The sequence below is a fragment of the Dysgonomonas sp. genome (genome assembly GCF_035323175.1).
In the GTDB taxonomy this organism is placed as follows: Bacteria; Bacteroidota; Bacteroidia; order Bacteroidales; family Dysgonomonadaceae; genus Dysgonomonas.
This window is the reverse complement of the sequence record NZ_DAOKYH010000004.1, coordinates 51,506-65,225: the sequence shown is the minus strand read 5'-3', so window position 1 is coordinate 65,225 and position 13,720 is coordinate 51,506. Positions and strand designations below refer to the sequence as shown.

The following is a 13,720-nucleotide window of genomic DNA, read 5'->3' as shown; positions in this document are numbered from 1 at the left end:
TTTTTAAATTTCCACATCATATACATACCAGTGATTACGCTCAATCTTCGATGGCAGTAACAATTTGTATGTTTCATCACCAAATTCAGGAGGAGGTAATGGACCCGTAGCCTGATATGGTAATTTTATCTCTATGGCACTACTTGCATTATCTCTTTCATTTATATAAGTGATTAATGTCAAGTTTGTAACATTTCCTTGATCTAAAGTATAGGATGAAACTGAGCCAGTTGCACTCCAAGCTGTCCAGTCGTTAGAACTTGCTAGATTATCTGTTTTTGTAGATGGTTTAAATACATACGTATTTTTATCGAAATCAATATATTTGTAACTATATTGAGCTTTGCTGTCTACTATAGGAGTACTATAATGTTGCGCAGAAAGTTTTACATTCAGTTGAACTTTTGCTAGGGCCCTAACTAATGATACATTATTGAGTTGATAGTTCGTATTGAAATCATGAGTCTTATTTCCGGACATTAACAATGGGGTTGTAATGTTCGCAGACCATGGGTTATTTACTGTTTGCCAAATAGCTTGTAGGTCTTCTATAGCTGATACTCCATCAAGGTTTGTTTTAATTGTAGAGCAATTTGCTACTATATATACATTTCTATTACCAGCCTCAGCCTGTGTGAGATTCAATGATATCTTCTTTGTACTACTATTCCAAGACCCTCCGGTAAATGTTACTCCTGAAATATAATATTTAATTAACGTCTGAGAACCTGTAGTAGGGAAAAGGAATACATATAAATCATTTACAGTCTGTTCTTCTTCCGTTCCATCACTTTCGGCTTTCGTTATATTTTTAATGTAATTATTTACAGTTAATGATAATTCTATATTGTTGTTATCGAATTCTGGTTCCGGGGTCTCTTCATTTGAACAAGCAACAAAGAAAAGGCTCAGAAAGAATGTTACATATATTATTTTATTCATAGTCTTTATCTTTTATTTGCTAAAAGTTTTTACCAATGCATCGTTGTAATACACCTGAAGGTATGATCCATCTCCCACGCTAGGAATAGTGCTTAGGGTATATCCTACAGATGCAGTAGGATCAAAATTATTAAACGATTTTTCGGTCGTATTATCAGAAAATTTGAATGGTGCGACTGTCTTCAGCACAATGTCATGCGGAGCACAAGCTTCTATCGTATTGCTTATTGTTATTTTTCCGTCCTCATCAATTCCTACATTGTAGCCATATCCCATGTAAGTTGCGCTCTGCTTGATCTTCCATGGATCTATACTATAAATGATCTCGATTGTTTGTAATTTTTTTATACTAAAAAAATAATGATGGTTACGGTAAATATTATAATCTGGTTTTTCTGTTTGATTTCCTGTGGCAAAAGACAAATAATCGCTCTCAGCTATGGTACCGTCATATGTTATGATCGGAATTTCGTATAGCGTTCCGTTCAATGTTTCAATAACAAAGTAATTGACAGGCTTATGAGAGCTTGCCGACCAGCTAGGAGCTGACATCAGAGCCTCCGGCATGTAATATATAAACGAATTATCTACCTTTTTTAAAGGTTTATCTTCGTAATAAATCGGTACGATTGGTGTTAACGGAGATTGTAGACTAAATTGTCGGTAAGCATTTTTATAATATATGCTTTTTACGCCCAAATTAGTTGTAGAACCGTCTATTTTTACCTCTAGTCTTGCTAGTACTCGAATAAGTTTTACTCTGTCTTCGCCATTAGGACGAAAGGGTAGGGGTGAGTAAATATTTCCGCCTTGAGTAATGGTCTGATTCTTGTATATTCGAGACATAGGGAACCCTTTTGTTTCAGTAGCATTTAGATATAAGTCTGTGTCTAAATCTCTAAAGGTATTCATATATGATTCCATAGCAGACCGCGTGGTTATGCTTTTTAAGGCTGCTATGGGCATATTAGCTACAAAATAAAAATCACGTTGACCAGGCCCCGGATTCAGTTGTACAATAAAAGACTTGTCTTTTTCTGAAATAGGAATATTTTCATCAAAGTATTCACCCACCTTTGTACCGCTAGATGAATCGAAGACCAGCATAGCCAAGTCATGAACCCGGTCTTCATACTCTACATCATCTGCATTCAAAGTCTCTAATCCTTCAGCCTGGGCTTTAGTTACCGAGAGATAAACTACCGGCTCGGATTGCGGGTTCTTTTGATCATCATAAATTAGAGAATCACAACCTGCAAATGATAATGAAAGTCCTAAAAGTGATATATATATTAAGTATAATCTTGTCATAATCATATAGATTATTAAAGCAAAGAATGCTTTATAATTATAAATCTGTGCTATAGCTATGTACAAGCCAGTTGTTTACATAGATTGCGCAACTGAAATTTGTCCCGCACTCTGCACAGTAATCTTTAAGTACAAATTTTATTGTAAAATCGTTTTCACAATTCAAATTAATTCCTCCATTAATAGTATTCATCAAAATACTACCTATAAGGTCTCCATTAAATACTTGCTGACCTGTTTTGGGATAATTGATAGTCAAATTATTATGATATCCGGTAACAAGCTCTAACATAGAGAAATTCCATGTTACACTATTATCTGTGTAAACAGTATTTTGTTGAGGATAATATATTACAGGGGAATTATATGGCATAGAACCATCTATATTTATAGTTCCATTAGCCGATGATACAGCCACAGCTAAATCTTGAGGCTTTAACTCTGTGATTGTTGAATCAAATTCGACAATCACTTTAACACGATTGGTTAACTCGCGCAAATTGATTTTAGTATGCTTATATAGTGATCCACTTTTTTCAGGATCGGGCAAAAATACCGTTGGGCTTTCACCTTGCCAAATGCGTTCAGTATTGCCTAAACTAGCCGCTCTACTTTCTGATGACTTAATAGCTAACATTACATCTTTTTTTGTTGTAATGCCTGAAGAGAAAGTGCTTCTTGTAAAGTTTTCGTTTACTCCTGTCCATGCAATAAATGAGAAGTTTCCGTTCGAAACAGGAACAAGCACTTCAAAATCGCGGTTAAGAGTTACATTCTGCTTGCTCACTGAAGTTACAAGTTTACCCTCTTCATCAAACGCAAACACTGTGAGTGATGATGCTTCACCTATGAACGTTGAATCTACAGCACAAGGTGTCATTGAAAAAAACTTCACATATACACCTTGGGGACAGTCTTCTAAGTCGTCATAAATAAGAGAATCACACCCCCAAAAAATTGCGCTTAATGTTAACGCGGTCATCAATATCTTAATTCGCAAATTCTTCATTTGTTGCATTTTGTATGTAATTGATGTTTTAAAAGACTGGGGGAAAAAGGAATCCTTACTTCCCCCAGATATAATTAGAATTATAAATTTTCTATAAATCAGATTCCCAGATCAATACTATAAGAATGAAGTTGCCAAGGCAATACTGTAACATCTACACTCATCCATGTTTCAGGAGTAGTCAACGGATCTGTTGGATCTACAGGATTTTCCGGTTCCTCTACACCTGGTACGTTTGGCCTAGGATCGGGATTCAAAGGTTTTTTAGGACCATTCGGATTTGATGGATCTACCGGTTCTCCTTTTGGATTATTCGGATCTTCAGGGAACAATGGATTCCAGTTAGTTCCTAAATTTTTAAATCCTGTAATATGGATATGATATACATTATTTCTTACAACCGGAGAATTATACCATGTAGGAATATTATCAGGATTAACCCATGCATAATACAATACTTTACCTTTTACGTATCTTGCTACAGTTTGTCCGGTTACACCACCTTTGCTTGGTGTTACTGCATTTGCAGCGCTCACATAAAATTTACCATTCGCTCCTACGAAGAAGTCATCACCTGCTGTATAAGTTTCTCCGTCAGCAAAAGCCGCAGCAGAAGGAGTGAATTTAGCTCTGATAAGAACATATGCAGTGTTACCCTTCTTGTAACCGGATTCATTTCCGGCTCCATAGGCGTGAGTGTTTGGCAGGATAAATTTACCGGATAAGCTAGCTTCTAATTCATCTGTTATAGCCGATGATGGATTTGTTGCATAGTCACTCATAGTAGCAACATTAGTTCCTCCAAACTGAGTTGTTGGATCATATTCTTCGAATAAACCTGAGTAATCATATTTCGAACTTGAACCTGTAATTTCGGTACCCCAATATTGAGCATCGGTAATTGGTACCCATCCAAAATTAGGTGTTGCGAAATCAGCTTTACGTTGAAGATAAAGAGAGCTTTCTCCTTGTGCCAATACCCATTTGATTTCAGAAATTGTACCTAAGATGGTAGAGCCGTTTCCTGCAGGAACATTATAAGTTAGTCCTTCTGTGGATACCATAACACGTCCAACAGTTCTTTCTACAACTAGACTAACACGGTTTTTAGGAGATGCAGCGGCAGTAGTTTCAGCAGCAGACACATTATTAACGACATCAATTGTTTTAGGTTCAACACAAGTCATTAGAATTTTCTCGTCTGTTGTTCCATTTTTTATAGCTAATTTTTCTGCAGAAGTACTTACAGTTGTACTTGTACCCGAATTAGCTATATACAAAGCAGCTTGAGCATATGCATTCTCGAATTCAGCAACAGGTGTTTTAGCCAAAGCATTTTCAACCTCTGTCGTTCCATTTATTAATACATAAACCTTTTTAACTCCGGCAGTTGTTTTAATGGCAGCCGATTCTTGAGGAACTAGAGTCACCTGCCCACTTATTACTTCTTTTTTATAATCCGTTCCTACATTAAAAGATTGAGCAGTTACGGAAGCACCGTCAATAAGATAAATAGCCACTTTGGTAATGTCATCTCTTCCCGCCCATTCTCCAATCAAACGATAGTCGTCCGGTAAACTTTTTCTTGTGTTCGAAGACATACTAAGAGTGATACTAACATTTGTAGTAGCCTCTTGTTCAGTAGGTGAATTTAAATTATTATCATCGCTACAGGCTGTAAAAGCAAGCCCTAGGACTAGTACAGCTATTAAGAATAGTTTTGCTTTTTTCATTCTTTTTAAATTATTACGTCATGTTTTACTTTCTGAAATTTTACAATTAAATATTTTGCTTATATTTATTTTATATTGATTGCTTTTTGTAGTGTTTCAAGATTTTTCTTTCCATCGATGCTGCCACTATCGGCTGCTTTCGCAAAATAATCTAAAGCTTTCTCTGTATTTCCTTTTAATATATAGGCTACACCAAGGTTATTCCAAGCTTTAGGATTACGTTCTATTTTATTTAGACGGTCAATTGCAGCATCTAGATTTTTACCTTCAATATCTGCAGCGGCAGAGTTCATTATAGCGATATCACTTTCAGGATACAATCTTACTGCAATATCAAACACTTCTCTAAATTCTTTGCTGCTAGTTGGATAGCTATGGGCTACCAGATACATTTCATTCAAACTAAGTAGTTTTGGGTTCGTTTTAATAATCTGTCTGGCTTCTTCAACATTAAATGGACGAACAACATAAGCAATAGCATATTCTGTACGGCGTAATGGAGGATAATATTCGTTCAATAATGTTCGGTAGGTTTCTCCATTCGATAACCTCTTTAATTTTGCATCGCGAGCATCAGGGTTCGAGGTCTTGTCTATTATATCTAAAATAGCTTGTTTATTAGAAAAATTAGATGCAGAAACAGCATTTTTCAACCCTGCCCAATCTTCACCAAAGCCCTCTACAGTAAATTTATTGCGGGTGATGCCAAATTTTGTAACAAGATAGTCGGCAAAAGAATTAGCCCTGTTTTCTGATAGTACTTTGTTATGCTCAAATCCACCTTCGGGAGAAGCATATCCTGCGATACTAAATTCAGTTATCTGTAGATCATTATTGTTTTGTATTTCGCCAATAACTCTGTCTACTTGATCGAACTCACTCTGATTGTTTCCGAAATCACGAAGTAGCTCATAACGATCGACAATATAATTAAATGTTGCAGTATGTCGGTCTTTTCGAGATTTTACCTCTACTTCAGGAACAATAAACGAGAGTTGATAAGATGCTAGATCTCTTTTGGGTAGTATGTTTTGCGCTATTAGCTGATCGTTTGATACGGTATAACAATTTGCACAACCAGAGATTGTTCGCAACATAGATATGGAAGCATCGTCCATCCATGCTCTGTAAGGTACAGATACATTATAGTCTATGGATTGAGCTGTGTTGTTATTTCTTTTTATTATAGCATTAGGCTCAGTACTAAAAGGAAGATCTTTTCCGAATGTGCTGTTACGATTCAATATTTTATTTCGTAAGCTCCCTGTTACAACGACAGGAGGGAGGCTTAGACTATCCAGTTTGTTTTGATTAGACTTAAGTATTGGAGTTAAAATAACCATGTCATTTCTATTTACATGTATTTCATCCAGAATGACATCCATTTTAATGGCAACTTTATTATCTTGTTTAATAAAGTGCTCTCCGGATACTTTAACTTGCTCGGATTGCGCTTGTGAGTGTACAGGTATTATAAATCCTGCCAACGATACAAACAAATATATTTTTAAGATTATAGTTCTTTTCATGAATCTTTATTTTAAGAAATAAATAAAAGATAGGCCTAGCTTGGTTACTCCCCAATAATTATAATTTCCTTCATCTAACTTTGTACCGCATTCTTCGCATGGATACTCATCATAATGAATACGAGCATAACCGGCTCCGATATTGAATTCAAAATTCCAACGGTTACTGATTACCCATTGATAACCATAACTTATACCGCCTCCGTATAGATAACCTTCATACCTTTTATCTTTAAGGACATCTAAACGTCCGATAGGAATATCCCAGCCTCCCACATTGAATTGAGAAGCATGTGCGTGTATTCCTAAGAAATGTCCGTTAAATGATTCACAAAACCACCAACGGTATTCGGGTTGAACAAGCCAATGCTTAAAATTCTTATTATCGGAAAAAGAGAATACATTTAATCCTCCGCCAATTTCTAGCGTACTCTTTTTACTTAAACCAACTTCTAGCCCTAAGTTAGGCGTTGTGGTTGCCCAATAAGCTAGATTTGTTTTTATAGCTATTTCCTGACTTTTTACAACAGTAGAAAAGCTAAAAAAAATCAAAAAGGCTAAACAGGCACTTCTTAATTGTTGATAAATATTCATTTTCTTGAGATATATAATGACCAGTGTTTTGTTAATAAATTCGAAAGGCATTTCCTGTAATTTTATAAAAAATAAAACCAATTAACTCTATTTCTTTACTGTTATAGCAACATTTATCCCTACAGTTTGTCTCTAAACCGTGTTTAATATAAAATTTGCGCATATTTGTAATCTTTTATTCTATTATTTGTAGCCACTATTTATTTGTATTTCATAAAATTTAGAAAATCTTTATTGAAAATTAAATAATTAAAAGGCTGTTTATGTTATTTTGCTTTGTACAAATATCTATTTATATAACTTTATTATATGTGCATTTTTGTAGAATATTGCAGTTTTTGGTTTCTAATTTCCATGTATTTTTACATTATTATACGATAATGTGATGCGAGGTAATAGTTAAAATGCAGAAATTGTTGTTTTATTTATTTAATTAATATGTAAATGCATTTTATGATTCTTTAATACATATATGTATTTTAATTTATTTTATAAATAGTTCAGATAAAGTGAAAACTTATTTTGCTGAAGAAAAAATGTCACAAAGTCAAATTACCTCTAATTATTTTAGAGGCTTTTCTACTATTTTTTTAGAGTTAATTGTTATATGTTAGTTGGTTAGCTGGATGACGGTTACTTAGTATTGATATGTGTAAATGAAAAACACCTTACACTATTATTTATAAATACTGTGCAAGGTGTATATTGTCAATTTTAAATTGTATCTGATTTTCTTTTCGTGTTTTGTATATACAAAATGTAGAATTAAGGATGTATAGTATTAATAATATTTTTTTGTTCCTTAAAAAAATTGTGTCTTTGAATTTCTCCGCCAAAAGTAATAAGGGTAGAGTATCTTTTTAATGATTCAATCCATTCATTATGAACATTTCTAATGTTTTTATTCTGAGAATTCATACCACTGATTCCATAAATAGCGAGATGTGCCAGAGCGATACCATTACCTTCAAGTAATATATACGATGATTCAATATCTACATTTGATAAATAAAGGAATAGGTCTGCTTCGTTTGCATATTGTCCTGATACAGTATATGTATATAATTCGTTTAACAAATCGTTTAATTCATCTTTTAAAGAGATTAAATCATGTTCATCTAGTAAATTGAGATTGTAGAAATAATTGATTTCTCTAATAATAGACGAGAATATATCATGACTGATGATGACGCTGGAATGTCTTATTTTTTTTAATTCCGAAGTTAATATTTTTTGAGCATTAAAAACCTCTTTATCAATAATAAAGTCTTTGAATGGTAGAGGTTGACTTTTCTTAATTTGATAAGCGTATTTAAAAAGTCTGAGTTTTGATAAGTTTTGATGATGTAAATAAAATAGATAAGGCAGGTTACTAAAAGCACACTTTAACACTGAATCTTTGGTTTTGTTTATATTCTTGATGATTTTGATATCATTCTCCAATGTTTTGGTATATGCACTGTTTATCTGGTTTGCATCTATTAAATTAATCTCAAAAATAGCTTTCTCATTTATTTGGGACCCAATAATATTATCAACCGAAAATGATAAAGTCTTGGCAATCAATGCAACTTCGTCAAAAGAAAAGCGAACCTCTCCTCTAAGTCTTCTATAAACCGACTCTTTACCAAGGCAGAGGATGTCTGCAAGAACTGAAGCTACTTTTTCTTTGTCTGATTTAGTTAGTGTTTCTTTTTCTACAATTACTGTTCTGATGGCATTAATTAGTTTTTTATGAACTGTGTTATCTATTTTTGTCTCCCTCACATTATTAAAATCTAAATTATTCATTTTATTTCCTCTATAATATTAGTATTTAGTATTTTATCAAAAGAAAAAAGTGTGTTTTTATAATCTCAATGCCTAAGTTGAGTTAAGACTTAAATGTTTGTGACTAATTAAAGTGTATTCTTTTGTTTAATTGCAAAAATACAGATTGCTTAATGATGTGTAGTTTCATTTTTTGAGTATTATACACATGTTTTTTTCTAAAATCCTATTATTCTTAAATTTAAAACCATATTGTATTATTTATATAATCCGAATTCGTATTTAATCTATTTATATTGTTAAAAATGCATTAATCGTTGTTTTATGTGGTTTATGATGCAAATATTGACTTTGAAAAAAATAAGGATTTCTTTGTTTTTATAATATTAATAATTATAGAAGGAAGATAATAGATAGAAAGCGATGATTTCTTCTGATTGTTTTTTACCAGATAATGGCTACTTTGTTGATACAGTTTAAGAATATAAGCTTGCTATTACTCATAATTGGTCGAGATATACCCTAAAAAAGCCAAATAAGAGATTCTTTAAGCTTTAATAAGGTTTACCTACAATTCACTATACCATATTGAGGGAAAGGGTATTACTATGCACACATACATAATCTCTTAATATACATTATTAAGATTCACTTTCCGATAAAAAACTAACCCTTTTATACTTCTTATTTAAAAACAGCAACAAAAGAATAAAAAAAATAGGACTTTATTGTATCTTTTTGAATTGTTTATATATAAATATTATTTATTAGTATCATATATCTTTTTGTTTGTGGTTTATGTTGTTGGTTGTTAGATTGTTATTGTTTTTTTTTCTATGGTGTCTGATTAAATTGTGTACAATGATGACTGTTGAGTATCGGCGTAATTGATACGTTAATATCGTATTACAAATAAAGGAACAGAAAGATTAACTCCTTCTGCTCCCTTATTAAAAATAGATCCTATATTATTCGTTTTATATATACTCTGAAGAGTTACTCTTTCTCAAGAATAACCATCTCTGAAAACCTTTTTATTGCCTCAGCAAAAGACATTTTCAGGCTAATATAGTTTTGAGGTTGATATATATTCTGTTTAAGAGTATAACCAGCATTTATTATTATTTTATTATTCTCTTTTTGTACTGTATATTGTATTGAGACCAGGTTGTCATCTACAATATAAGGTGATGGTAAATAATTAATCTTATACCCTTCAGGAATATTTATTTCAGATCGATAAAAATCACTTTGCATGTATATCATATCTACAGGCAATGTCCGCTTGGTTTGCTTAAAAGGGTTATCGCTGATGGATAAGTTGCAAAATGGATGAATAAATAATTTATCCGATAAATTTTCGACAGAAGCATCAAATGCGAAAGAGAAAACAAAAGGTTTGTCTAAGTCATCATTTTCATCGATATTGATATCGCCTTTTACATCAATATTGTTATTGCTTTTCAATTCTTTTTGCAAATTTTCTGTTTTCCCTAGATATGTTGAACGATAATTATATGCTTTTTGTCCTCTCCCGGCAAATCTGGCTTTTACGTTCATTTTACTTTCTTCCGGAATAATATCTAGAATAAAATTCTTCTGTGAAATGGAAAGTTCTTTTTGTCGTATGCTAACCCATTCTTCAGATTTAGGTTTTACTACAAGCCCATTTACATTGAGGCAACGTTCAGGAAGATCACTATAGTAAAGTAACGGTTCGGTGGCGTCGAGATAATATATTTTTTCTCCAATTCTCACTAGGACTATTGTATAATTAAAGAACTGTTGAAAAGGATGAGATAAGCTTATCGATCCGTTCTTTCTTGTACTTAATATTATAGGGTATGCTTCTAGTCCCGCAGAACGGAGTAGCCCGGTTAGAAATAGGTTTATATTGGCAACATTCCCCGTTTGTTTTTTTATAAAATCGGAAACACTATATTCACTGAGTTTACCATAATTTCCATTCCAATTGTATTTTTCTTTTACATATTTAGTTATAGCCTCCACTTGTTCCAGAGGAGTTTTGCTTGCGATATTTAAAGTGGGCAGTATTTTTTTTCCTTCTTTTTCACTATTCTTTATGTACTTTCCGAAATCATTATCTTTCAAGAAATCATCACACATAGCAGGCCAGGTAGTCATGATTTCTTTGCTGCCTCCTCTTGGATAATATATTTTAGATAGCTGGAAGTAAAGACTTATCAAATAATCCTGTTCGGAAGTAATGTACTCTTCGTCTTTAAATGCGGGAAGGTTTTTTAATCCAAACTCATATTGCATTTCTTTATAAACTAAATGACCAAAGCGAATTTCGTCATTTAGTGGTGTTGCTTTATACTCGTCAAATTTATTTATACTTCTTAGTATATATGTATACTCATAATATGGTATAGCTTTATATTTTAATTTGCTATAAACAACAGGAATTTTCTTTTGAAAATCCCATTTTCTCATGTTAAAAAAGTAAGGAGTCGTAATTAGATATTTGTATTCGATTACCGAACCTTCGCGGACATCAGCTAATGCTACCTTTTTTATACTTAGATTATTGCTAACCTTTTCTTCGTATATGTTTTTAGGATCGAGAATTGTTTTTGTTAATTGTCCTCCTTCCATGTTGTATGTTATGGCTTCTATTTTTTCGATAGACTCCCATTCTCTATTCTCTGAATAGTAAGGTATTTCGAAGTTTGCGTATTTTGTGCCTGCTTGTTTCAGTATTTTAATTTTTACTTTACGTTCCATCGATAACAAGAATCCTCGAGATTCGTCTGGTCTGAAATAATAATCACCCAAGTCGTATATCACAACAGCTTCGGCATCTTTATCTTGCTCATATTGTGACATTGACATTTCATACTGTGTGACTTTTCCGAATTCTTGCGAATAGTTAACTTGAGAGTATCCACTTATAATAGATATTATAAATAGGATAGAAGCTGTAATTGTCTTTTTCATATGTACTGTAGGTATATTTTTCTTAGTTCATTATTCTTTACAGTCGTTATAAAATCATAGAATTCTTTATATTCAATAAGGTTGTATCTTCCCGATGAAATCAGTATCGATTTATATATATAAACTTCATTGTTTTTTTGCTTATAACCTATAGAGTATTTTCCATAATCAGATTCCATATTTATATCTTCCGGCAATTTTACTTTTTTGTCATCAGGTAAGGAATAGCAAATAGTATCTTTATAAAAACTTGGATAGTCAAGTTGGAGATCACTTTTTCGTGTATCAGGTGTCTCATAGGTCGGTATCTCTATAGAAAAAGGCTCAATAATTAAGTTGTCCCCATATTTTTTCAATAAATTATGAAACTGACACTCAGCATTCAGTTTTATAGAAGGATTATCAGAAGCTGCCTTCTCTAAATTGAAATTAATAAGATCGTATGAACCTGTCAAAATAGTATTTCGTATATATTTATCAATCGTATTTTTATTAATATCGGAAGCCAGATAGATTAAACTTTCATAATTGTCGCCTCTAGCTGTTGATGTAAGTTTTACATCAGATGTTTTGAGATCAACAAGAATCGAACGGCTGCATAATACATCGTTTGGGTTTAAAGGAGGAATGTTTACAAAATGGCTGTCATTCTCATCAATAAGTAAAGCTTTGCGAGCTTGAGTAAATGTCCCCATGTATCCGAATGGCGTATTTTTTGAAGTACACTCAAGGTAAATCGTATCTTTTTCGAAAGGAATTGTAAGAATAGCATGATTGAATACCTGAGAGGGGAAAGTCGTATCTACGTCAACTATTTGTCCTCCTGCAAATATTAATGTGTAATATGATTTTATTCCTGCATATTTGAGCATTGCCTGCATGTAGTTGGTGAGAGCTTTGCAATCTCCATATTTGTTGGTAGAGACATAGCTGGCCGGATATGTTTGCATTCCTCCTATATTGATGCTAACGTTTATGTAGCGAGTATAATCCTGCAGATATTGATATAAGATTTTTGCCTTTTCTTTATCATCTGTTACGTCTGAGAGTAACGAGTTTATCTTTGCTTGCTCTGATGCGGGTAGGATATCTCTGCCTCTATTTAATCTGTATACCCAGTTTCCAAATGATTTCCAATTCTCATTGTTGCCCTCTACTCCATATTTGAAATTGATAGGAGCAGCGTGTATTATGGGAGCTTCGGTATTGTTTGGTGAAGCGTTTAGTTCTTTTGTTTTTAGAGGTCTATAATTATATTTCCAAACATATCTGATATTATTGTTTATAGTATCTATAGCCGGAGGATCTGTGTTTCTTTGTTTAAATGTAATAGGCAGATCTATTGGTACTTCAGCAACAAGTTCTCCTGAGATTATAGGTGTCCGTGAATTTGTATAATTGAGAGAGGCAAGATTAAGAAATTTAGAATAAATTACTCTGAACGAATAGACAATTCTGTAAGGATATTGATTGTGTTTCAGTTCAAAAGTTTTAACAAAATCATCTTCGTATAAAGAGATATTTGAAATAGAGCTTCTGTCTGTTATTTCTTTATTCTTTAATTTCCTTACAATATTGCCCTGCATATCTTCTATCCAGGCATCTCCTACAGAAACTTTATCGCCTTTACTATAGTTGATAAGTATCTCGGCATCATGATCGCCCATTCGTTCATTAATCTGTAATATAACAGAATCTGTTCTTATCAATTTGTCACCTTTGATTTGGTTATAACTTTTATACTTTATATATTCACTTCTGAAATCTTGAGATACAGCAAAAAGAGGTATTATATATAAGATTACAATTGCGACAAATTTCATGATTAACAAGCTAAGTAGGTAAATTAAGATTTGTTTGTAAATATATAA

The 13,720-nt window shown here is 32.7% G+C and carries 9 protein-coding genes; all 9 read right to left on the bottom strand.

The features are described from left to right. Positions 1–3: 3 nt before the first annotated feature. A complete protein-coding gene (locus tag PKC55_RS07060) occupies positions 4–942 on the bottom strand; it encodes a fimbrial protein (RefSeq protein ID WP_291130001.1) in 939 nt (312 codons plus the stop codon). Between the two features lie 12 nt (positions 943–954). Further along, positions 955–2,253, bottom strand: coding sequence for a fimbrial protein (locus tag PKC55_RS07055; RefSeq protein ID WP_135106036.1), 1,299 nt, complete (start codon positions 2,251–2,253; stop codon positions 955–957). Between the two features lie 37 nt (positions 2,254–2,290). Continuing rightward, positions 2,291–3,262 (bottom strand): FimB/Mfa2 family fimbrial subunit, encoded by a 972-nt coding sequence (locus PKC55_RS07050; RefSeq protein WP_291130005.1) that lies wholly within the window; start codon positions 3,260–3,262, stop codon positions 2,291–2,293. Positions 3,263–3,360: 98 nt separating this feature from the next. Further along, positions 3,361–4,995 (bottom strand): Mfa1 family fimbria major subunit, encoded by a 1,635-nt coding sequence (locus PKC55_RS07045; protein ID WP_291130007.1) that lies wholly within the window; start codon positions 4,993–4,995, stop codon positions 3,361–3,363. Positions 4,996–5,060: 65 nt separating this feature from the next. After that, positions 5,061–6,524 (bottom strand): DUF3868 domain-containing protein, encoded by a 1,464-nt coding sequence (locus PKC55_RS07040; protein ID WP_324372427.1) that lies wholly within the window; start codon positions 6,522–6,524, stop codon positions 5,061–5,063. Positions 6,525–6,530: 6 nt separating this feature from the next. Further along, positions 6,531–7,118, bottom strand: a complete 588-nt coding sequence (locus PKC55_RS07035) for a DUF3575 domain-containing protein (protein ID WP_252637454.1) — start codon at positions 7,116–7,118, stop codon at positions 6,531–6,533. Between the two features lie 765 nt (positions 7,119–7,883). Continuing rightward, positions 7,884–8,909, bottom strand: a complete 1,026-nt coding sequence (locus tag PKC55_RS07030) for a helix-turn-helix domain-containing protein (RefSeq protein ID WP_291130016.1) — start codon at positions 8,907–8,909, stop codon at positions 7,884–7,886. Positions 8,910–9,884: 975 nt separating this feature from the next. After that, entirely contained in the window at positions 9,885–11,849 is a 1,965-nt protein-coding gene (locus PKC55_RS07025) for a transglutaminase family protein (RefSeq protein ID WP_291130019.1), read from the bottom strand. After that, positions 11,846–13,672 (bottom strand): DUF3858 domain-containing protein, encoded by a 1,827-nt coding sequence (locus tag PKC55_RS07020; protein WP_291130021.1) that lies wholly within the window; start codon positions 13,670–13,672, stop codon positions 11,846–11,848. Before PKC55_RS07020 ends, PKC55_RS07025 begins: the two co-directional genes overlap by 4 nt. Positions 13,673–13,720: the final 48 nt, after the last annotated feature.